The 22,256-nt window shown below is 72.9% G+C and carries 17 protein-coding genes; 6 read left to right on the forward strand and 11 right to left on the reverse strand.

The genetic code is table 11. The annotated features are described in order from the left end of the window. Window positions 1-6: 6 nt before the first annotated feature. The gene (locus tag KKR89_RS14850) at window positions 7-1,050 is read right to left on the reverse strand and encodes a LacI family DNA-binding transcriptional regulator (RefSeq protein ID WP_208196118.1); all 1,044 of its coding nucleotides are present in this window, start codon (window positions 1,048-1,050) and stop codon (window positions 7-9) included. Between the two features lie 147 nt (window positions 1,051-1,197). On the opposite strand from KKR89_RS14850, the gene manD reads away from it, so the two are divergent. Both manD and KKR89_RS14860 read left to right on the forward strand, forming a co-directional pair. Further along, window positions 1,198-2,433 (forward strand): D-mannonate dehydratase ManD, encoded by a 1,236-nt coding sequence (manD, locus tag KKR89_RS14855; protein WP_191782662.1) that lies wholly within the window; start codon window positions 1,198-1,200, stop codon window positions 2,431-2,433. Beyond that, window positions 2,430-4,625, forward strand: a complete 2,196-nt coding sequence (locus KKR89_RS14860; RefSeq protein WP_208196119.1) for an alpha-glucuronidase — start codon at window positions 2,430-2,432, stop codon at window positions 4,623-4,625. Before manD ends, KKR89_RS14860 begins: the two co-directional genes overlap by 4 nt. A 117-nt stretch (window positions 4,626-4,742) precedes the next feature. On the opposite strand, the gene KKR89_RS14865 is transcribed toward KKR89_RS14860, so the two are convergent. The 9 genes from KKR89_RS14865 to KKR89_RS14905 all read right to left on the reverse strand — a co-directional run bounded on the left by KKR89_RS14865 (window position 4,743) and on the right by KKR89_RS14905 (window position 14,799). Continuing rightward, complete coding sequence (locus KKR89_RS14865; protein ID WP_208196120.1) at window positions 4,743-5,783, reverse strand: aldo/keto reductase; 1,041 nt, start codon at window positions 5,781-5,783, stop codon at window positions 4,743-4,745. 123 nt (window positions 5,784-5,906) lie between these two features. Then, window positions 5,907-6,212, reverse strand: a complete 306-nt coding sequence (locus tag KKR89_RS14870; protein ID WP_208196121.1) for a type II toxin-antitoxin system PemK/MazF family toxin — start codon at window positions 6,210-6,212, stop codon at window positions 5,907-5,909. Continuing rightward, window positions 6,212-6,451: a ribbon-helix-helix domain-containing protein gene (locus tag KKR89_RS14875; RefSeq protein ID WP_208196122.1), complete on the reverse strand. Its 240-nt coding sequence runs from the start codon at window positions 6,449-6,451 to the stop codon at window positions 6,212-6,214. The genes KKR89_RS14870 and KKR89_RS14875 overlap by 1 nt, the downstream gene beginning before the upstream one ends. A gap of 110 nt (window positions 6,452-6,561) precedes the next feature. Next, a complete protein-coding gene (locus KKR89_RS14880; RefSeq protein ID WP_208196123.1) occupies window positions 6,562-8,598 on the reverse strand; it encodes a beta-galactosidase in 2,037 nt (678 codons plus the stop codon). A 34-nt stretch (window positions 8,599-8,632) separates the two neighbouring features. Beyond that, window positions 8,633-9,352 carry a glycosyl transferase gene (locus KKR89_RS14885; RefSeq protein WP_208196124.1) on the reverse strand — a complete coding sequence of 240 codons (720 nt, stop codon included), beginning with the start codon at window positions 9,350-9,352 and terminating at the stop codon, window positions 8,633-8,635. Continuing rightward, window positions 9,352-10,896 carry a GH39 family glycosyl hydrolase gene (locus KKR89_RS14890; RefSeq protein WP_208196125.1) on the reverse strand — a complete coding sequence of 515 codons (1,545 nt, stop codon included), beginning with the start codon at window positions 10,894-10,896 and terminating at the stop codon, window positions 9,352-9,354. Before KKR89_RS14890 ends, KKR89_RS14885 begins: the two co-directional genes overlap by 1 nt. Before the next feature lie 180 nt (window positions 10,897-11,076). After that, window positions 11,077-12,738, reverse strand: a complete 1,662-nt coding sequence (locus KKR89_RS14895) for an ABC transporter substrate-binding protein (RefSeq protein ID WP_208196126.1) — start codon at window positions 12,736-12,738, stop codon at window positions 11,077-11,079. Between the two features lie 85 nt (window positions 12,739-12,823). Continuing rightward, the gene (locus KKR89_RS14900; RefSeq protein ID WP_251140909.1) at window positions 12,824-13,762 is read right to left on the reverse strand and encodes a carbohydrate ABC transporter permease; all 939 of its coding nucleotides are present in this window, start codon (window positions 13,760-13,762) and stop codon (window positions 12,824-12,826) included. Beyond that, complete coding sequence (locus KKR89_RS14905) at window positions 13,756-14,799, reverse strand: ABC transporter permease (protein WP_243882632.1); 1,044 nt, start codon at window positions 14,797-14,799, stop codon at window positions 13,756-13,758. The genes KKR89_RS14900 and KKR89_RS14905 overlap by 7 nt, the downstream gene beginning before the upstream one ends. Before the next feature lie 391 nt (window positions 14,800-15,190). Between KKR89_RS14905 and KKR89_RS14910 the strand changes: the two genes are divergently transcribed. Continuing rightward, window positions 15,191-16,225, forward strand: a complete 1,035-nt coding sequence (locus KKR89_RS14910) for a LacI family DNA-binding transcriptional regulator (protein WP_208196127.1) — start codon at window positions 15,191-15,193, stop codon at window positions 16,223-16,225. A 67-nt stretch (window positions 16,226-16,292) separates the two neighbouring features. Here KKR89_RS14910 and KKR89_RS14915 read toward each other — a convergent pair whose 3' ends face one another. Continuing rightward, window positions 16,293-18,800 carry a glycosyl hydrolase family 95 catalytic domain-containing protein gene (locus KKR89_RS14915; protein WP_208196128.1) on the reverse strand — a complete coding sequence of 836 codons (2,508 nt, stop codon included), beginning with the start codon at window positions 18,798-18,800 and terminating at the stop codon, window positions 16,293-16,295. On the opposite strand from KKR89_RS14915, the gene KKR89_RS14920 reads away from it, so the two are divergent. From KKR89_RS14920 to KKR89_RS14930, 3 genes are all read left to right on the forward strand, one after another. Beyond that, window positions 18,795-19,256: a tRNA (cytidine(34)-2'-O)-methyltransferase gene (locus KKR89_RS14920; protein WP_208196129.1), complete on the forward strand. Its 462-nt coding sequence runs from the start codon at window positions 18,795-18,797 to the stop codon at window positions 19,254-19,256. The two genes, KKR89_RS14915 and KKR89_RS14920, sit on opposite strands and share 6 nt — an antisense overlap. A gap of 55 nt (window positions 19,257-19,311) precedes the next feature. Continuing rightward, window positions 19,312-21,156, forward strand: a complete 1,845-nt coding sequence (locus tag KKR89_RS14925) for a gamma-glutamyltransferase family protein (RefSeq protein ID WP_208196130.1) — start codon at window positions 19,312-19,314, stop codon at window positions 21,154-21,156. Window positions 21,157-21,368: 212 nt separating this feature from the next. Next, window positions 21,369-22,247, forward strand: a complete 879-nt coding sequence (locus KKR89_RS14930) for an amidohydrolase family protein (RefSeq protein ID WP_208196131.1) — start codon at window positions 21,369-21,371, stop codon at window positions 22,245-22,247. Window positions 22,248-22,256: the final 9 nt, after the last annotated feature.

Here is a 22,256-nt window from a genome sequence, read left to right on the forward strand (position 1 = left end):
CGACTGTCAGCCCGCCGCGCCCGTCGACGACCGGACGATCAGGCGGGTGGGCAGCATCACCGGGAAGGCCGCGTCGCGCGCGGAGACGGCCGGTTCGTCGAACCCGTCGCCGTCCTCGTCGCCCGACCTGCCTCCCTCGAGCCGCGCGAGCAGCAGGTCCGCGGCCATGCGGCCCGCCTGCTCCACGGGCGACGCCACGGTCGTCAGGGCGGGGCGGACGAGGTCGGCACCGAAGATGTCGTCGCAGCCGATCACGCTCATGCGCTCGGGCACGGCGATGCCGCGGGCGTCGAGCCGCTCCAGGACGCCGAACGCCAGGAGGTCGTTGAACGCGATCACGGCGGTGACGCCGGCGTCGGTCGCCGCGTCGGCGGCCTGCGCGCCGGACGCGCGGAGCGGCGCGTAGGGACCGAGCACCACGAGCTCGACGCCGAGGCGCACGGCGGCCGGCTCGAGCGCCTCACGGCGTCGACGGTCCGACCAGGACGTCGCGGGTCCCGACGCGTAGGCGACCCGCGTGTGCCCCGACGACGCGAGGTGCTCGAGCGCCTGCACCATGCCGCCGGCCGTGTCGAGCAGCACTCCCGGGGTCCCGGGGATGGTGCGGTTGACGACGACGAGCGCGAGGTCGGCCGCGGCCGCCCCGATCTGCTCGTCGGACAGGCGCGAGGCGGCGAGCACGGCGCCGTCGACCTGCCCGCGCAGCTTGCGCAGCGTGTCGAGCTCGACCTCGGCGGACTCCTCGGTGTCCGCCAGGACCTGCACGTACCCCGACTCGCGCAGCCGGGCGCCGGTGCCGCGGACCAGCCCGAAGAAGAACGGGTTGGTGACGTCGGGGAGCACGAGCGCGACGGTCGCGGTGCGTCCGGAGAGCAGCGCGCGGGCGGAGGCGCTGGGGATGTACCCGAGCTCCTTGGCGACCGCGACGACGCGGTCGGCTGTGTTGGCGTTGACCCGACCCGGCCTGGTGAGCGCGCGCGAGGCGGTCGACACCGCGACTCCTGCCGCCGCAGCGACGTCACGCAACGTGGGCTGCCGCCTGACGGCCATGCACCCTCCCGGTCGGCTCGTCACACCCCGCGCGACGGTGCGCAGAGCAGTTCTTGCTGGCAAACGATTGCCAGCCTAGCGTGTTCCTGCCTAGTCTCACCAGTGCCCTCTCGCGACGACGCGACCGGGCGGAAGGAGCATGTCACGATGTCCGGCACCGCCATCCGCACTGCCGAGGTACTGGTCTCCAGCCCTGGTCGCAACTTCGTCACGTTACGCATCGTCACGCAGGACGGTGTGGAGGGTCTGGGCGACGCCACCCTCAACGGACGCGAGCTGTCCGTCGCCAGCTACCTCACCGACCACGTCGTCCCTCTGCTCATCGGCAGGGACGCGCACACCATTGAGGACACGTGGCAGTTCCTCTACCGCAGCGCCTACTGGCGGCGCGGGCCCGTGACGATGGCCGCGATCGCGGCGGTCGACGTCGCGCTGTGGGACATCAAGGCCAAGCTCGCCGGCATGCCGCTGTACCAGCTGCTCGGCGGCGCCTCGCGCCGCGGGATCATGGCGTACGGGCACGCGTCGGGCCGTGACGTCCCCGAGCTGCTGGACTCGATCCGTCAGCACCTCGACGAGGGCTTCCGCTCCATCCGCGTGCAGACCGCGGTGCCCGGGATCACGGCCGTGTACGGCGTCGCCGCCCAGCCGTCGTCGTCCGGGCGCTACGACTACGAGCCCGCCCAGCGCGCGCCCCTGCCGGCCGAGGAGGACTGGGACACGCGCGCCTACCTGCGGCACATCCCCCGCGTCTTCGAGGCCGTGCGCAACGAGTTCGGCCCCGAGCTGCCGCTGCTGCACGACGGCCACCACCGCATGACACCCATCCAGGCCGCGCGCCTGGGCAAGGACCTCGAGCCGTACGACCTGTTCTGGCTCGAGGACTGCACGCCGGCCGAGAACCAGGACGCGCTGCGCCTCGTGCGCCAGCACACGACCACGCCGCTGGCGATCGGCGAGGTCTTCAACACCGTGTGGGACTACCAGACGCTCATCCGCGAGCAGCTCATCGACTACGTCCGCTCGGCCGTCACCCACACGGGCGGCATCACCGCGCTGCGACGGATCCTGGACTACGCCGCGCAGTACCAGATCAAGTCCGGGATCCACGGGCCGACCGACATCTCGCCCGTCGGCATGGCCGCCGCGCTGCACCTGGACCTCGCGATCCACAACTTCGGGATCCAGGAGTACATGAAGCACTCCGCGACGACGGACGAGGTGTTCCGCACGTCGTTCACGTTCGCCGACGGCCACCTGCACCCGGGCCACGAGCCCGGCCTCGGCGTCACCTACGACGACGACGCGGCCTCGCGGCACCCGTACCAGGCGGCGTACCTGCCGTTCAACCGGCTCAAGGACGGCACGGTGCACGACTGGTGAGCGCCTCGACCTCCACCCACGTCCATCCTGCGTGGCTGCCCGACGCCGCGTTCGCACCGCTCGGTTCCCGACGCGTGCTCGTGGCCGTCGGCCCCGACGCGGGCCCGGTCGGCGCGACCGTCGTCGACGAGGTGCGGCGGGCGACCGCCACGCACGGCGGGTCGCTCACGGTCCTCGCGCCCGGTGAGGCGCTGCCCGACGCCGCGTCCGTCCGGTCGCACGACCTCGTGCTGGTCGTGGCGTCACGCGCCCACACCCGCGGCAGCGGGGCGGCCCGGCAGGTGCCGCCGCCGGCGCTCGCCGAGCAGCCGCCGCACCCGAACGACCCGCTGGTCGCCGCGGCCACCGACGGCGCGCTCGTCGCCACCGGTGGGGTGGCGGACTTCAGCCCGGACATGTTCGTGCGGGTGCGGGCCGCAGGCACCACCGTGGTCGTCGCCGGCGCCGCGGCGGGCCTGCTCTACGGCCTGCATGACGTGATGAGGCTCGGCGAGACGGCGTTCGGGGACTGCGACATCGACGTCACCGACCTCCCGGTCGCACCGGTCCGCATGCTCGACCACTGGGACAACATCGACGTCCACCCCGTGATGGGCCAGGTCGAGCGCGGGTATGCCGGCGGCTCGATCTTCTACGCCGACGGCCGCGTGCGCGAGGACCTCTCGCGGGTCGCCGCGTACGCCCGGCTGCTCGGGTCGATCGGCGTCAACGCGGTGGCGATCAACAACGTCAACGTCCACCGCACCGAGGCGCGCCTGCTCACCGACGGTCTGGACGACGTCGCGCGGGTCGCCGACGTGTTCCGGCCGCACGGTGTGCGGACGTACCTGTCGGTGTCGTTCGCGTCGCCCGTCGTCCTCGGCGGGCTGTCCACGTCGGACCCGGCGGACCCCGACGTGCAGGCGTGGTGGGCGGCCGCCGCGGACCGCGTCTACGCGACGATCCCCGACTTCGGCGGCTTCGTCGTCAAGGCGGACTCCGAGGGCCAGCCCGGCCCGTTCGCGTACGGCCGGGACCACGCCGACGGCGCGAACCTGCTGGCCCGGGCGCTGCGCCCGCACGGCGGCACGGTGTTCTGGCGTGCGTTCGTCTACAACCACGAGCAGGACTGGCGCGACCGCCGCACCGACCGCGCGCGAGCCGCGTACGACCACTTCGCGCCGCTCGACGGCCGGTTCGACGACAACGTCGTGCTGCAGGTCAAGTACGGGCCCATCGACTTCCAGACCCGCGAGCCGATCTCGCCCGTGCTGGCCGCGATGCCCCGGACCCGACTGGCCGTCGAGCTCCAGGTCACGCAGGAGTACACGGGCCACCAGAAGCACGTGTGCTACCTGGGGCCGCTGTGGTCGCAGGTGCTGACGTTCCCGCTCGCCGACGACGCGACGCGGCCCGTGTCGTGGATCGTCTCGGGGCTGCCGGGCCCGGCGTCCGACGACGACACCGGGTTCCTGCCGGCCGGCGGCGTCACCGCCGTGTCCAACGTCGGGGACGACGAGTTCTGGACCGGCCACCCGCTCGCGCAGGCCAACCTGTACGCGTACGGGCGGCTCGCCTGGAACCCGGAGGCGGACCCGGTCGCGCTGCTCGACGAGTGGATCGGCCTGACGTTCCCGGGCGCCGACCCGCGCGTGCGCGAGACGCTGCACACGCTCATGGACGACTCGTGGCTGACCTACGAGGCGTACACCGCGCCGCTGGGCGTCGGTTTCATGGTCGACCCGGGGCGTCAGCACTACGGCCCGAACGTCGACGGGTACGAGTACTCGAAGTGGGGCACGTACCACTTCGCGGACCGCGACGGCATCGGCGTCGACCGCACCGTCGCGACGGGCACCGGCTACGCCGGGCAGTACCCGTCACCGTGGCGCGAGACGTACGAGGACCTGGCCACGTGCCCCGACGAGCTGCTGCTGTTCTTCCACCACGTGCCGTACGGCCACGTCCTGCACAGCGGGAAGAGCGTCGTCCAGCACATCTACGACTCGCGCGCCGACGCCGTCGACGTGGTGACGTCCTGGGTCGACGCGTGGCAGACGCTGCACGGACTGGTGGACGACCGGCTGCACGCCCGCGTCGCCGAGCGACTGACGGAGCAGGTCCGCTCCGCCACCGAGTGGCGCGACCAGCTCCGCTCGTACTTCTTCCGCAAGTCCGGCGTCCCCGACGCGAGCGGCCGCCCGATCTACTGAGCGCACCCTCCGCCGGGGCGCCGTCGGAGCGCGCACGAGAAGGTGTGAAGCGTTGCTGCCGGATTCCGGCAGCAACGCTTCACACTCTCGGCGGGTCGGGCGTCGCCGGGTCGGGCGTCAGCGGCCGGTGCCGTCGATCGCGTGCTCGTCGATCGCCGCCAGCTCGTCGTCCGTCAGCGGCGGTGCCGACAGCGCCGCGACGTTGTCCTCCAGCTGCGCCACCGAGCTGGCACCGACCAGCGCGGACGTGACGCGCTCGTCGCGCAGCACCCACGACAGCGCGAGCTGCGCGAGCGTCTGGCCGCGGCCCGCGGCGATCTCGTTCAGCGCGCGGGCCCGGGCCAGGTACGACTCCGAGATCGCACCCTGCGACAGGAACGGGCTCGCCCCGGCCGCCCGCGATCCCGCCGGCGCCTGGCCGCCCAGGTACTTGTCCGTCAGCAGCCCCTGGGCCAGCGGCGAGAACACGATGGTCCCGAGGCCCAGCTCGCCGACCACGTCGAGCAGCGACTCGTGCTGCCCGGCGCCGACGTTCTCGACGTGCCGGTTGAACATCGAGTAGCTGGGCTGGTGGATGAGCAGCCGCACGCCCATCTCGACGAGCACCGCGTGCGCCTCACGGGTCTGCGACGGCGAGTAGTTGGAGATCCCGACGTACAGCGCCTTGCCGCTGCGCACGGCCTGCGCCAGCGCGCCCATGGTCTCCTCGATCGGCGTCGAGGGGTCCGGACGGTGGTGGTAGAACACGTCGACGTAGTCCAGGCCCATGCGCCGCAGGGACGCGTCGAGCGACGCCAGCAGGTACTTGCGGGACCCGCCGTCCTGGTACGGCCCGGACCACATGTCGTAGCCCGCCTTGGTGGAGATGACGAGCTCGTCGCGGTACGGGCGCAGGTCCGCCGCGAGGTGCCGGCCGAAGTTCTCCTCCGCGGCGCCGGGCTGCGGTCCGTAGTTGTTCGCCAGGTCGAGGTGCGTGATGCCGAGGTCGACTGCGCGGCGCAGGACGTCGCGCTGCGTGGCGAACGGCGTGGTGTCCCCGAAGTTGTGCCACAGCCCGAGCGACAGCGCCGGCAGGTCGAGCCCCGAGCGTCCCGTGCGGCGGTAGGTCATGGTCGCGTACCGGTCGTCGGCGGCACGGTACGGGTCGAGCGCGGACATGCGGTGCTCCTCGTCGTCGGGGGGTCGCCCCAGGCTACGACCGAGCACGTCGTCGCCGCGGGCCTGCCCGCTTCGGCTGCGTGTCAGCGGTTGTCGGGCACCACGCCCGTGACGCCACCTCTCCTACTCCGGCTCCAGGTCGAAGGCCAGGGCGATGGCCAGCGCGAGCCGGGCCTCCTGGTCGGGCAGCAGGTAGCCGATCTGCCGTCCGAGCGCCGACGCGGGCACGGTCTGGACGTTGTCGCAGCTCACGACGCAGTCCTGGTCGAGCCCGTTCGCGCGGCCGAGGGGCACCTCGGTGGACAGCCCCCGCACGGTGGTGGTGATCGGCGCCACCGTGACGCTCGACAGGTGGGGACGCACGAGCTCTCGCGTGAGGACGAGCACCGGTCGCGCCTTGTCGAGCTCGGCGACGTGGATGGGCCGCATCAGTCGAGCCCGCGTGGTGCGGGCAGCTGGTGACTCCATGCGGCGAGCGCGTCGAGGTCCGTGCCGGACGGGTCTCCGCGCAGGATCTCGACGTCCCGCGTCGCGAGCTCACGTCGGAGGTGACGCTCGAGGGCGACCTCGACGACCGCCGCACGGCTGCGCGCGCGTCCCTCGGCCACGAGCGCGTCGACAGCCTGGACGAGGTCGTCGTCCAGGCGCACGGTGATCTGGATCGTCATCCCGTGATGGTATCGCAGACGGGATTCACGGGACATCCCACGGCGACGCCGCCCCGCGTCCGGACGCGGGAGTCGCGCCGGACTCCGCGCCGACGCGCCCGCTCCGACCGTCAGGTCCGCAGGACCAGGACCTCGGCCGACCCCAGGGTGAGCGGCGCGCCCACCTCCACCACGCGCCCCGTGAGCAGGTCCTCCCCCGCAACCTGCGACGTCACCGTCACGGGCGCCGACCCGTGGTGCAGCACGAACGCGTACGTCGTCCCGTCGGGTGCGACGCGGCGGGTCACCTCCACGCCCTCGTCGTCGGCATGGGGACCGACGAGGCCGTGCCCGGCCAGCACGTGCCGCAGCACCCGCGCGACGCCCGCGTCGTCGAGCCCCGTCGCCACGTGCCACGCGGCACCGTCCCCACGGCGGGCGCGCGTGACCGCTGCCCGTCCCGCGTAGAACTCCGCACCGTACGTGCCGACGACCTGCGTGCGCTCGTCCGGCACGAGCAGCTCGAACACGAGCGTCGCGTCGTGCGTGGTCGTCTCGCCGTCGAGCACCAGGGTCACGGGGTTGACGGCCCCCGGCACCCCCGAGTCCGTCTCCTCGACGCGCGTGCCGAGCAGCGGGTCCAGCGGCGGGACCCCGCAGTACGCGTTGTCGTCCTCGTCGACGCGCCCGCCGTAGAACGTGGTCACCAGGGTGCCGCCGCGCTCGACGTGCGCGGTCAGCCGCGCGACCACGTCACCCTTCAGCAGGTGCAGCACGGGTGCCACCACGACCTCGTACCCGGACAGGTCCGCGGTCACCGGGACCACGTCCACCTCGGCGTTCGCCGACCACAGCGCCCGGTGGTACGCCAGCAGCGTCTGCAGGTACGAGACGTGCCGGTTGTAGCCGTCGGTCATCTCGACCGCCCACCACGAGTCCCAGTCGAGCAGCAGCGCGACGCGCGCGGGCGTCCGCGCGCCGAGCAGCGCGGCTCCGGTGCGCGCCAGCCCCGCCCCGAGCTCCGCCGCCTCACGGAACACCCGGGTGTCCGTGCGCCCCGAGTGGTCGATGAGCGCGCCGTGGTACTTCTCGCACGCGCCCTTCGACTGCCGCATCTGGAAGTACAGGGTCGCGTCGGCGCCGTGCGCGACCGACTGCCACGTCCACAGGCCCAGCACCCCGGGCCGCTTGACCGGGTTGACGTCGCGCGACGCGGTGGTCGACGGCGTCTGCTCCATCACCCAGAACGGCCGGCCGTCCTTGAGCCCGCGCATCGCGGCGTGCGTGGCCGCCATGCGGGCGGCCGTGCGCAGCGGGTCGTCGGGCAGCGGCGGGTAGTTGTCCCACGACACGAAGTCGAGGTCGGCCGCCCACCGGTGGTAGTCGACGGGCTGGTAGAAGCCCATGAGGTTCGTCGTCACGGGCGTGTCCGGCACGTGCGCGCGGATCGCCGCCTTCTCGGCGACGAAGCCCTCGCGCAGGCGGTCGCTCATGTACCGGCGGTAGTCGAGCGTGATGCCCTGGAACGCCGTGTGGTTCGGCCCACGCCAGTGCTCGGAGAGCATGGACGGCGGCACCACCTCGTCCCAGTCGCCGAAGACGTGGGACCAGAACAGCGTGTTCCACGCCGCGTTGAGCCGCTCGAGCGTCCCGTACCGTGCCCGCAGCCAGTCGCGGAACCCTGCCGCGCACAGGTCGCAGTAGCACGCGCCGCCGTACTCGTTGCCGACGTGCCACGCGACGACGGCCGGGTGGTCGCCGTACCGCTCGGCGAGCCGCCCCGCCATCGCCACGGACAGCCGGCGGAAGTCCGGCGACGACGGGCAGTGGTTGTGCCGCTGCCCGTACACGTGCCGCCGGCCCTCGAGGTCTACGCGGCACGTGTCGGGGTACGCCCGCGCGAGCCACGGCGGCATGGCACCGCTCGGCGTCGCCAGGACGACGTCGCGGCCCTCGGCGTGCGCCCGCCCCACGATCGCGTCGAGCCGCGTGAAGTCGTACGCGCCCTCGCGCGGCTCGGTGTGCGCCCACGCGAACACGCCGACGGTGAGCGTGGTGACGTGCGCGAGCGTGAACGCCGCGTGGTCCTCGTCCCACACCTCGACGGGCCACTGCTCGGGGTTGTAGTCGCCGCCGTAGCGGAGATGGTCGCTCGCCGGCAGGGACATGGCACACCTCACGGGGTCGAGCAGGTCGGACGGGTCAGGCGGCGTCGGACGGCTCCGCCGCGTCGGCCGGGTCCGCGGTGAAGCGTGCGGTCGCGTCCTTGACCACCGGCTCGGTGGTCGTCATGACGGCGAACGCCAGCAGCCCGGACACCATGACGAGGACCCAGTCCGACGTGAACAGCACGATGCCGAAGCTGAGCACCAGCAGGGACAGGACTCCCAGGGTCACCAGCGGCTTCGCTGCCAGGTAGTAGGCCGACAGCCGTGCGACGTCACGCGTGCGCAGGCTGAGGTGGGAGGACAGCGCGAGCGCCACCACCGCCCACAGCAGCACCGCCACGGCGATGACGACGAGCGCGATGCCGTAGCCCGCCGGCACGCCTGCGGCGTCGAGGTGCGCGAGCGAGAACCCGATGACGGCCAGCGCCACGACCGTCGGGACCCACAGCCGCAGCACGTCGAGCGCGTTGAGCCGGTACCCCCGCCAGAAGTGCCGCGCCGGGCTCAGGTCCCGCTCGACGACGAAGCGCCGCCACGCGAACATCCCGGCCGCCAGGGCCGGACCCATCGGCAGTGCCAGCAGCGCCGCGATCCACACGTTCGCGGCGTCGTCGCGCAGGAACGGGACGAGCAGCAGCGGCACGCCCCCGGTGAGCACGACCAGACCGCAGACGACGAGCACCCACAGCACGACCGCGGCACCCCGCGACAGGGGGCCGTCGCCCACCTCGTCCAGGTCGCCGGGGCGGGCCATCACGCCCGCCCGCGCTCGTGGCGCGCGACGAGCCGGTCGTCGTCGGCACCGAGCAGACGACGGTCGTCGAGGCCCTCGTGGTGCGCGGGCGTGACGGGCGTCAGCTCGACGAACGTCACCTCGTGGCGCGCGAGCGTCAGGTCGAGCTCGACGCGGCCGCCGGCCGTCCGTGCGACGTCGTGCTCCACGGACGGTCGCGCGCACGCGTGCAGCAGGTCCAGCTCGCGGGCCGTCGGGGACATCGGCCGGCCCATCTCGCGCCACGCGGCGAACGCGTTGCCGTCGTGCTCGTTGACGCGCTCGCGGAGCACGAACGCCGCGTCGCCGCGCACGGGCAGCGACAGCTCGACGCGGTGCTCGGCGGCGTCGGCGCCGTCGGTGCCGCCCACCGGCTGCCAGGCCAGCACCGTGACGCGCCCGTCGGGGTCGGAGCACACGAGGTGGTCCTCACCGCGCGCGAGCACGTCACGGCCCATGCGGGCCATGAAGGCGTAGAGGTGGTACGTCGGCTTGGCGACCTGCCGGTGCGTGAGCATGCCGAACCCGCCGTGGAAGAAGGACGTCGGGACGTTGGCCTCCTCGAAGACGTCGCAGAACGTCCAGTAGGAGAACGACGCCGCCATGTCGCCACCGCCCGCGAGCACCGGGGCCAGGAACGCCGCGTTGTACGCGGTGTCGTGGATCGGGTTGTCGGGGCGGTAGGAGGTGTTGAACTCGGTGATGTGCACGGGCAGCCCCGCCAGGGGCGTGCCCTGCAGGTAGCGGCGCGGCGCGTCGAACTGCTCGAGCAGGTCCTGCGGCGGCATCTGGGTCTGGTAGACGCCGAACGGGATCCGCTGCACGGGTCCGGACGCGTACGCGTGCCGGCTGACGAAGTCGATCGGCACGTCGCGGCTCGTCACGAAGTCGGTGAACGGCGCCCACCACTCGTCGTCGGAGCCGCCGCAGATCGCCGGGCCGCCGACCTGCAGGCTCGCGTCGACGTCCTTGATCGCGCGCGCCGTCTCCTCGTAGAGACGGAAGTAGGCGGGCTGGTCGGCGTCCTTCCAGAACACCGTGAGGTTCGGCTCGTTCCACACCTCGATCGGCCACTGGCGGACCTCGTCGATCCCGTACCGCTCGATCTGGTGGCGCAGGAACGCCTGCACGAGCGCGACCCACTCGCCGTGGTCGCGCGGCGGGGTCACGTTGCCCTTCCACCAGAACACCGTCTGGTCGCCCGACGCGAGCTGCGAGGGCATGAACCCGAGCTCGAGGAAGGGCTTGATGCCGACCGACAGGAAGAAGTCGTGGACCTGGTCGACGTAGCTGAACGCGTACCGGCTGTGCGTGCGGCCGTCGATCTCGTCGGTGCGCAGCACGCCCATGTCGTCCGACAGCACGCCGTGCCCGCGGATGTGCCGGAACCCGATCTCCTGCTGCACGCGCGTCAGGGAGTCGCGGTAGTCGGAACGCAGGGCGAGGTTCATGCGGCCCGTGCCGACGCACGCGCGCCAGGCGTCGGGCAGCGGACCGGTGGGCTGGGCGGGAACGACGGTGCGCACGGGTGCGACCTCCAGGCGACGGTGACAGGGGGCGACGACGACGTCCGCCGCGGCGGACGGGAACACCCTCGCACGTGCGCGCCAGGGCGGTGGCACGACGGTGCACGGACTGCACCACCGCAGGGAGAAGCCCGGCCCCCTCGCCCGCCGGGGCGGGACGAGGGGGCCGGGCCGGGTGGATCAGCCGTTCTTCTCGGCGAACCGCTTCTGCGCGGCGTTCACGACGTCGAGGTACTGCTGGAGGCTCTTGCCCTCGAGCTCGGCCACGTACGCGTCCCACTCGTCGAACGAGCGCTGGCCGAGGATGAAGGCGGCCGTGTTCTGGTTGACGTGGTCCTTCAGGGCCGTCGTCCACAGCGACACCTGCTCGCGCTCGAGCTCGTCCAGCGGGGCCGGCGGCGCCACCTCCGCGAGCTCCTTGTCGGACATCGACTGGACGAACTCCACGACCTCGGGCCGCAGCATCGACTGGTCGAGCTCGTCGGAGGAGCCGTGCTCGAGCATCCACACGCCGTTGTGGTAGCCGTAGTCGACGTTGAGGAGCTTCGGCGCACCCGGGTTCAGACCGTTCTGGTCGATCTCCGGCATGAGGGTGCGCGTGCCGTCGGCGTCCTTGGTGTAGGTCTCGCCCTCGACGCCCCACTTGGAGAACTCGAGGCCCTCGTCGGAGTAGAACAGCCAGTCGAGGAACTGGAGCATCGCGAGGAAGTCGTCCTGCTCGGCCACCTTCGACGAGAGCATCACGCCGCTGATGAGGCGCCCACCGGCGACGATGTCACCGGCCGGACCACCCGGGACCCGGATCATGACGACCTCGCCGGTCTGCCCGGTCTCGGTCATCGCGGTGCGGACCTTGAGGATCTCCTGGTCGTTCGTCAGCTGCGCGAACGCCTGGCCGTTCGCCATCTTCTGGATGGCCTGGTCGTCCTCCTGCGTGAGGCTCTCGGGGTCCATGAGCCCGTCCGCGACGAGCCCGTTGAAGTACTCGAGCAGCTCGCGGTACTCGTCCATGGCGCCGGTGTAGACGAACTCCTCGGCGTCCTCGTCCCACCAGGTGCCCTCGCCGTAGCCCCAGCCTGCAGCGGTGCCGAAGTTCGGGGCGGCGACGTTGAGGGAGGCCTCGAGCGGGCCGTTGGCCGACCAGCGGTCGGACAGCGGGTACGTGTCGGGGTAGGCGGCCTTGACCTTGGCCAGGTCGGCGGCGAAGTCCTCGTAGGTCTCCGGCGCGAGGCTCAGGCCGAGCTGCTCCCACACGTCCTTGCGGACCGCGTACGTGTAGGTCGGGCGGACCGACTCACGCAGGCCGGGCAGCACGTAGTACTTGCCGTCCTCCTGCCGCGTGCGGTCGATCTCGGCCTGCAGGTCCCACTTCTCGACCTTGTCCAGGAAGTGCGGCATGTTCTCGACGTAGTCGCTGACCGGCAGGATCGCCCCGCCGGCGACGAACGCCGAGTCCTGGCCGGGGTACGTCACCGAGATGATGTCGGGCGCGTTGCCGGCGCCGATCGCGATCGACTGGGCCTGCTGCCAGTCCGACAGCGGGGCGGTCTGGATCTCGAACTCGACGTTCTGGTTCTCCTTGAACTTGGTGAGGATGTCCCAGTCGTCCTTGAGCGGGTAGTTCGGGTGGTCGCGGTACATCAGCCCGAAGCTCACCGGCTCGGTGGCCTTGAACGTCGTGCCGACCTCGTAGTCCGCCATCGCGCCGACCTGGCCGAGCTCGCTGGCCTCCGGGGTCTCCGCGGCCTCGTCCTCCGCGCCTCCCGAGCAGGCCGCCAGGGCCAGCGCGAGGGTCGCTGCGGTCGCGGCGTACGCCACGGACCGCTTCTTCGTGGTCCTCATCATTCTCCTTCGGGTTCGAACGTCGTCGTCCTGCATCCGGGGAAGTGCACCGCCGTCCGGAGGACCGCGGGGGCTGGGGTGGGGCTCACTGCTTGACCGAGCCGAGCATCACGCCCGACACGAAGTACCTCTGGAGGAAGGGGTAGAGGCAGACGATCGGCAGGACGGTGAGCAGCATCGTCACCGCCTTCACGTTGGCCGCGATCTGCGTGGCCTCGGCGGAGCCCGCGGCACCGTCGACGCTCGTGGCGCCCGCGATGAGGTTCCGCAGGTAGACGGTGACCGGGTACAGATCGCGGTGGTCCATGTAGAGGAACGCCGCGAACCAGGAGTTCCAGAAGGAGACGGCGTAGAACAGGATCATCGTGGCGATGACGGCCTTGCTCAGCGGCAGCACGATCCGCAAGAGCTTGCCGTAGGTGCTCAGCCCGTCGATCTCCGCGGCTTCCTCGATCTCGGTCGAGAAGTTCTCGAAGAACGACTTCATGACGAGCAGGTTGAACACGCTGATGGCGTTGGGCAGCGCGATGGCCCACACCGAGTTGCGCAGCCCGAGCTCGTTCACGAGCACGTAGTTCGGGATCAGGCCGCCGTTGAAGAACATGGTGAAGACGGCGATGCCGATGAAGACCTTGCGACCCTTGAGGTGGTACTTGGAGATCGCGTAGGCGAACGTCGTGGTGAGGACCATCGCGACGAGCGTCGCGACGCCCGTGTAGTAGACGGTGTTCTGGTAGTTGCGCCAGAACATCGAGTCGCTCATCACCAGGCTGAACGTCGTGACGTTGAAGCCCTTGGGCCACAGGTTCACCTGGCCGGCGTTGATGTACGACTCGGAGCTGAACGCCTGGGCCAGCAGGTTGACGAACGGGTACAGCGTGACGCCCGCGATGATCACCAGCAGCGTCGCGTTGACGACGTAGAAGACCCGGTAGCCCCGGGTGTCCTTGACGGTGCGGGTGGCGTAGACGGTCGGCTTCGACAGCTGCTCGTCGAGGTGCGTGACGTTCTCGGTGGTCACCACAGGGAGGCTCCGACCACTCGGCGCGAGATCGCGTTGGCGGACAGGACGAGGGTCAGGCCGATGATCGCCTCGAACAGGCCGATGGCCGTCGCGTAGGAGAACTGGCTGGACCCGATGCCGACGCGGTACAGGTACGTCGCGATGACGTCCGCCGTCGGGTACAGCAGGGGGTTGTACAGGAGCAGGATCTTCTCGAACCCGACCGCCATGAACGACCCGATGTTGAGGATCAGCAGCACGACCATCGTCGGGCGGATGCCCGGCAGCGTGACGTGCCACGTCTGGCGCCAGCGGTTGGCGCCGTCGATGCGCGCGGCCTCGTAGAGCTGCGGGTCGATGGTGGACAGCGCGGCGAGGTAGAGGATGGTGCCCCAGCCGACGGTCTGCCAGATCTCCGAGGAGATGTAGATCGTCCGGAACCAGTCCGGCTGCTGCATGAACCCGATCGCGTCACCGCCGAGCGCGGTCATGATCTGGTTCACGGTGCCGCGGATCGCGGTGAGCTGGAACACCAGCCCCGCGACGATGACGATCGACATGAAGTGCGGCAGGTAGGAGATCGTCTGGATGATCCGCTTGAAGCGCTGCGAGCGCAGCTCGTTGAGCATGAGCGCGAGCACGATCGGCAGCGGGAAGATGATGACCAGGCTGAGGACGCCGAGGACCAGCGTGTTCTGGAAGACGTTCCAGAACGTGGGGTCCTGGATGAACATCCGCACGTAGTGCAGGCCCACCCACTCCTCGCCGAAGATCGACCCGCCCGGGCGGAACCGGCGGAACGCGATGACGTTCCCGAACATCGGGACGTAGCGGAAGATCGCGAAGAACAGCAGCGGCAGGATCAGCAGCGAGTACAGCTGCCAGTCGCGCCGCAGCGCGCGACGCCAGGTCCGGTGCCCGCTGAGCCGCTTGCGCGCCGCGCGGTCCTGGGGCGTGCGCGGCCCGTCCGCACCGCGTGCGGCGACGGCCGGGGCCGGGTCGTGCGCGAGGGCTGCCTGCGCGGCGCCCCCGCCGACGGTCACACCGTCCGTGGACATGCGTTCACCACCCTTCCGTTGTGAGGAGCACCGGAACGGGTGCTCAGGTGGTGGCGGCCGTGGCCGCGCGGCGACGGACCGGGCTTCGCCGGGTGCACGTGCTGCTGCTGCGCCTGCATCGATCTCCACGCCCTCGTGGCCGAAACGTCTCGACGGGCCGTCCCGTCAAGGTGATGGCCGACACGTTAGGCAAACGTTTGCGATGGCGTCAACCCGCGTGACCGAAACGAGACCGGTGGCAGACGGGGGGACCATCCGGACGTATGCCTGACGGGGGCGCGACGTCACCCGGACCGGTGCTACGGTCAGTCCCGAAACTTGCGAGCCCGTCCCGGGCGCGTCCTCGGCCCCGGCCGGGTGCGTCGCGGGCCCCTGGTCAGAGGAGACCTTCGTGGCCACGTCCAGCGGCACCACCCGAACGGTCACGATCGCCGAGATCGCCGCGCTCGCCGGCGTCTCCGTCCCGACCGTGTCGAAGGTCCTCAACGGCCGCGCCGACGTGGCCGCGGGCACCCGCGCGCGCGTCGAGGCGATCCTCGAGGAGCACAGCTACCGCCGCCGCCGCGGGCGCGGCTCGGGCGACCCGAACCTCATCGACCTGGTGTTCCACCACATCGACAACGCGTGGGCGCAGGAGGTCATCAAGGGCGTCGAGGACGCCGCGGCCGCGCACCGCGTCGGCGTGGTGCTCTCCGAGCTGGGCGGTTCCCACCGGCCGCAGCAGGAGCTCATCGACGACATCCTCGCGCGGCGCCCCCTGGGCGTGCTGCTGGTGCTCTCGAGCCTCGACGCGACGCAGCGCCACCAGCTCGAGTCCCGCTCCATCCCGTTCGTCGTCGTCGACACCTGGGGCGAGCCGCCCGCCGGCGTCCCGACCGTGGGCTCGAACAACTGGAACGGCGGCCTGATCGCCACGCGGCACCTGCTGTCGCTCGGTCACCGGCGCATCGCCGTCATCGCCGGGCCGTCCGACGTGCTGTGCTCCCGCGCGCGCGTCGACGGCTACCGCAGCGCGCTCGACGAGGCGGGCATCCGTGCCGACCCGTCGTTCGTGCGCTGGGGCGACTTCCACGTCGACGGCGGGTACAACCACGGTCTCGAGCTGTTGTCCCGCCCCGACCGCCCGACCGCGATCTTCGCCGGCTCGGACTACCAGAGCCTCGGCGTCATGCGCGCCGTGCGCGAGCTCGGACTGTCGATCCCCGAGGACGTCTCCGTCGTCGGGTACGACGACATCCCGCTCGCCCAGTGGCTCGGCCCGTCGCTCACGACCGTGCGCCAGCCGCTGCGCGAGATGGCCGGCACCGCGACCGAGATGGTGCTCAGCCTGGCGGCGGGGCAGCAGCCCGCGAACCTGCGGATCGACCTCGCGACCGAGCTCGTGGTGCGCGAGTCGACGGCGCCGGCACCGGCGGGGACCGTCTAGATCTCCCCACGCCGGGCGTCGTCACGAGCCCGGTCGCCGCGGGCGTCGGCACGTGGCGGCGCGGCGGTCAGGCCGGTGCCACCACGACGGCGGGACGTCCCGGCTGCAGCACGACCTGGCGGCGCTCGGCGGAGCCGTGCGCGCGCACGTCGACGACGGCGGGTCGGTCCGCCTCGAGGACCGCGCGCTCGACGCGCCCGTCGCGCCATGTCAGCTCCGTCAGGCGCAGGGCGCCGCGCAGCCGCAGACCCCGGACCCGCCCGGCGGGCCACGCGGCGGGCAGCGCCGGCAGCAGGTGGACCTCGCGCACCCCGTCGGGGCCGCGCCGGTGGGCCTGCACGAGCGCCTCGGCGACACCCGCCGTGAACCCCAGGTTGCCGTCGATCTGGAACGGCGGGTGCGCGCACAGCAGCGAGCGGTAGACGCCCCCGCGGGCGGACCCGTCACCGCCGGACGGGTCCGCGTCGACGGGGTGCAGGAAGGCCGTGACCAGCGCCGCGACCCCGTCGGGGTCCCGCAGGCGCGCACGCAGCGCGAGCCGCCACGCGAGCGACCAGCCCGTCGAGTCCGGTCCGCGCGCGTCCAGGGTCCGCAGGGCGGCGGCGGCGAGCGCCGGCGCGGAGTCCGGGTCGATCGACGTCCCGGGGAACACCCGGTACAGGTGCGACTGGTGACGGTGCTCGGGCTCGGCGTCGGGCACGTCGGTGCGCCACTCCGCGAGGCGGCCGTCGGGGGCGACGCGCTCGGTCGGCAGCCGCTCGAGCGCGCCGTCGACGGCCGCGCGCAGGCTCTCGTCGTGGTCGCCGGCCACGTGGGCGAGCCGGCGGACCTGCTCCAGCAGGTCACGGACGATCGCGAGGTCGGACGTCGTCGACACCGACACCGCCGCGGCACGGCCGTCGGGCAGCAGGTAGTGGTTCTCCGGGCTCGTGGCGGGCGACGTGCCCAGGGTGCCGTCGGGCAGCTCGACGAGCAGGTCGAGCACCGCGAGCGCGGCGCCCCGCACGACGGGCCAGTGCCGCCGCAGCGCGTCGTCGTCGCCCGTCCAGTCGTGGTGGTCGACGACGTGCCGGGCCAGCCACGCGCCGCCGAGCGGCCAGCTCGACCAGCTCGCGGAGTCGTGGCCGCGGCCCGTCGGGCCCGTGAAGCACCACGGGTCGCTGTTGTGGTGGGCGACCCAGCCGCGCACGCCGTAGAGCGTCCGCGCGGTGGCCGCCCCCGCTACGGCGAGCCGGTCGAGCCAGGCCAGCAGCGGCTCGTGGCACTCGGCGAGGTCACCGACGAGGGTCGGCCAGTAGTTCATCTCGGTGTTGATGTTGATCGTGTAGTTCGAGCTCCACGGCGGTCGCACGCTCGCGTTCCAGATGCCCTGCAGGTTGAGCGGCAGGGTGCCCGGGCGCGACCCCGCCACCGTCAGGTAGCGCCCGTGCTGGAAGGCGAGCACCGCGAGGTGCGGGTCCGGCTCGCCGTGCGCGTGCCGGACCAGGCGCGCGTCGAGCGGCAGGTCCGGGACCGCGGCGTCCAGGTCGAGGGACACGCGGCCCATCAGTGCGGCGTGGTCGGCGACGTGGCGCGCGGCGATGCCGTCGACGTCCGCGAGCGCGTGCCGCAGCCCGGCGAGCGCGTCCGCGGCGACGCGGGCCCGGTCGCCGTGCAGCGTGCCCGTCGCGACGTCGTGGTCGGTGGCGGTCGTCAGGACGACGCGCAGGCGACCGGTCCCGCGGACACGGACCGCACCGTCGACGACCTCGACGGAGGCGGCGTCGCCGGCCAGCACCGCGAGCGCGACGGCCGCGTGCACGGACCGGCCGCCGTACCGCACCGGGTCGGGGCCGGGGACCCAGTCGGGCAGCACGTGCGACGGCATGTCGAGCGTCGCGACAACGACGGCGGCCCGCGGGTCCCCGTCCGGCGCGTCGACCGGCGCCGGCGCGTCCGCCCACGGGTGCCGCGACGCGAGCCGCACCCACGCCTCGCCCGCGTCGGACGCGGCGCCGGCGGTGGACCGCTCGAGCAGCAGCGCCCGGTCGGGGTGGCTGACCAGCACGTCCTGCCGCCACGGGACGCCGGTGGCGGACGTCCAGGTCGTCGTCACCACGCCCCGGGCCAGGTCCAGGGTGCGGCGGTACCCCGCGTCACCCGCAGCCGCGCCGTGCGCGAGGACCACGTCGACCAGCGGCTGGTACGCCTGCACCCAGCCGCTCTGCAGGCGCGCGAGCTCGGCCTGCGCACCCAGTGGGTCGCCGTCCGCGAGCAGCCGCCGGGCGCGGCGCACGACACCCGGCGCACCGTCGCGGCCCAGCGGCCCCACGGGCTCGACGGGACCGTCGTGCGGCGCACCCGACCAGCACGTGTCGTCGTTGACCTGCAGCAGCTCGTCCCCCGTGCCGCCGTGCACCATCGCGCCGATCCGCCCGTTGCCGACGGGGAACGCGTCCGTCCACGTGCGCGCCGGCTCGTCCAGCCGCAGCAGCAGCGGGACCTCGACGGCCTCGTCGCCCCTGTCGGCACCCACCCGTTCCACGTCGTCCGCCACGACCACACCCAACCACGGTGGCAGGATCGTCCGGTGCACGTCGCCTTCTTCGAGCCCCGCATCCCCGGCAACACCGGCAGCGCCATCCGCCTGTGCGCGGGCACGGGCGCGACCCTGCACCTCGTCGAGCCGCTGGGGTTCGAGCTGACGGAGGCCCGCCTGCGGCGCGCCGGCCTGGACTACCACGACCTCGCGCACGTCGTCGTGCACCCCGGGCTCGACGACCTGCTGGCCGCCGTGCCGACGTCCCGGGTGTGGGCGTTCACGACGCACGCCACGCGCCGCTACACCGACGTCGACTGGCGCGACGACGACGTCCTGCTGTTCGGCCCCGAGCCGACCGGCCTGCCGCCGCACGTCCTGGCGCACCCGCGCATCGCGGACCAGCTGCGCATCCCGATGCTGCCGGGCCGCCGCTCGATGAACCTGTCGAACGCGGCCGCCGTCGCGGCGTACGAGGCGTGGCGCGTGCTCGGGTTCCCCGGCGGGGTGTGACGCGCCGGGGCGGTCCCGAGGCGACGCAGGGCCCGCGCGCTGGGAGCATCGAGGCATGTTCACGACCCGCCCGGTGCTCACCGGGACGTTCGGCATGGTCGCCTCGACGCACTGGCTGGCCAGCGCGGTCGGCATGCGCACGCTCGAGGCCGGCGGCAACGCGTTCGACGCGGCCGCGGCCGCGGGGTTCACGCTGTCGGTCGTCGAGCCGCACCTCAACGGCCCGGGCGGTGACGCACCGCTCCTGGGGCACCGCGCCGCGGACGGGCACACGTTCGTCGTGTGCGGGCAGGGCGTGGTGCCCGCGCTGGCGACGACCGACGCGTACCGCGCCCTGGGCGTCGAGGAGGTCCCGGGGACCGGCCACCTGGCGGCCGTCGTGCCGGGCGCGTTCGGTGCGTGGCTCGACCTGCTGGCGCGGTACGGCACGCTGCCGCTGGCCGACGTGCTCGGGCCCGCGATCGGCTACGCGCGCGACGGGTACCCGCTGGTCGCGGCCGGCGCCCGCACGGTCGCGACCGTCGCGGACATGTTCCGCGCGCACTGGCCGACGAGCGCGCAGGTGTACCTGCCCGGCGGCGCCGCCCCCACGGCGGGCGACCGGTTCCGCAACCCGGACCTCGCGCGCACGTTCGAGCGGCTGCTCGCGGAGGCGGCCGCGGCGGGGCCCGACCGCGAGGCGCAGATCGAGGGCGCGCGCCGCGCCTTCTACGAGGGCTTCGTCGCCGAGGCGGTCGACGCGTTCGTCGCGGGCACGCCCGTGCTCGATGCCACCGGCCGCGCGCACACGGGGTTCCTGCGCGGCGCCGACCTCGCGGCGTGGCACGCGACCGAGGAACCGACGGTCGCGGTGCCGTTCGCGGGCGTCGAGGTGCACAAGACGGGCCCGTGGGGGCAGGGACCGGTGCTGCTGCAGCAGCTGCGGATGCTCGAGGCGCTCGGCGTCGAGGACCTGGTCCGCGACGTCGTGGCACGTCCGGGACGCGAGGCCGAGGACGACGGCCCGCTGGCCGAGCTCGTGCACGTCGTCGTCGAGGTCGCGAAGCTCGCGTTCGCGGACCGTGACGCCTGGTACGGCGACAGCGGGGACGTGCCGCTGGACGCGCTGCTGTCGACCGCCTACGCGGCGCGGCGGGCGCGCCTGGTCGGGGCCGGCGCCGACGACGGCTACCGGCCCGGTGACCCGGACGGGAGGGCACCGCGCCTGCCGCGGGCGCTGGTGGCCGCGCGCGCCGCGGCGGACGCGGGCGGGCCCGGGGCGGTCGCCCCGGCGCCGGCGGGCCTGGGCGAGCCGACCGTGTCGCGGATCGGGCTGAGCCCCGGCGACACGTGCCACGTCGACGTCGTCGACCGCTGGGGCAACCAGGTGTCCGCGACGCCGTCGGGCGGGTGGTTGCAGTCGAGCCCCGTGGTGCCGGGCCTGGGCTTCGCGCTGCCCACGCGCGCGCAGATGTGCTGGGTGGAGGACGGTCTGCCCGCGAGCCTGGTGCCGGGGCGCCGGCCGCGGACGACCCTGAGCCCGGCCATGGTGCTCGGGTCCGGCCACGGGTTCGCGTTCGGCACCCCGGGCGGCGACCAGCAGGACCAGTGGCCGGTGCCGTTCCTGCTGCGGCACCTCCTCGGCGGCATGGACCTGCAGGCGGCGATCGACGCGCCGACGTGGCACTCGTCGCACGTGCACGGCTCGTTCCAGCCGCGCACCCACACGCCGCGCGGGGTGGCGGTCGAGTCGCGGCTCGGGACGGGCGTGGCCGGCGCCCTGGCGGCACGCGGTCACGCGGTCGAGGACGCAGGGCCGTGGACGCTGGGCCGGTTGAGCGCGGCTGGCGTTGGGCCGGACGGGTGGTTGCGGGCGGCGGCGAACGCACGCGGGCAGCAGGGGTACGCCGCGGGGCGCTGACGACCGTGCCCCGGACGTTCCGACCGTTACCTGCCCGTGACCTGCGAGGTCACAGGGGGCACCCGGCTCCCTTGACTTTCATGTGAACGCTCAACATCGTGACGAAACAGACATCCGATCTCTCGGGCTGTCACAGGGCTCATCATGAGGGTTCTATGAGGATTTGACCGGCAGGACGATTCAGACATCGGAGCACCGTTACCGTCGAAGACATGCCCTACGACGTCGTGGATGCGCATCTGCAGGTCTGGGACCCCGAGTCGGTCCACTACCCGTGGATGGCGCAGGACCCCCACCTCCTGCATCGCACCTACCGAGTCCGCGACCTCGACGGAGCCCTGGACGAGCACCACGTGGACGGCGTGGTGCTCGTCCAGTCCGCCGACAACCGCGCGGACAGCGAGCACCTGCTCTTCCAGGCGCTGTGCTCGCCCCACGTGCTCGGCGTCGTCGCGTGGGTGCCGCTGGACACCCCCGACGAGGCGGCCGCGCAGCTCGACCAGTGGCGCGTCGAGCCCATCGTCGGCATCAGCCACCACGTCGACCGCGAGGACGACACGCAGTGGCTCCTGGGCGACCGCGTCGACGAGGGCCTCACGCTGCTCACCGAGCGCCGGCTCGTGCTCGACCTGCCCGCCACGACGCCCGAGCTGCTGCGGCACGTCGCGACCGTCGCCGACCGGCACCCCAAGCTGACGGTCGTCGTCGACCACCTGGGGTCGCCGCCGCTCCCCGCGCTGCGCGCCGGCGACTCCGCGACGTGGCAGCGCTGGACCACCGCGCTGGAGATCGCCGCCGAGGCGCCCAACGTCGTCGCCAAGCTCGCCGGCCTCGGTCGGGCCGCCGGCCCCGGCTGGACCGTGGACGACGTGCGCCCGGCCGTCGACCACGCCCTGGCCGTGTTCGGGCCCGAGCGCCTCATGGCCGGCAGCGACTGGCCCACCGCGCTCGACGCGCACGGCTCCTGGGACGAGGTGTGGGGCGGCCTGCGCGCGACCCTGGCCGACCTCGACGAGGCCGCCGTCGCGCGCGTCATGGGCCGCACCGCGGTCGAGACCTACGGCATCCCGCCGCTCGTCCCCGAACGCTGACACCCCGCA

Source organism: Cellulomonas dongxiuzhuiae, from assembly GCF_018623035.1.
GTDB lineage: Bacteria > Actinomycetota > Actinomycetes > Actinomycetales > Cellulomonadaceae > Cellulomonas > Cellulomonas dongxiuzhuiae.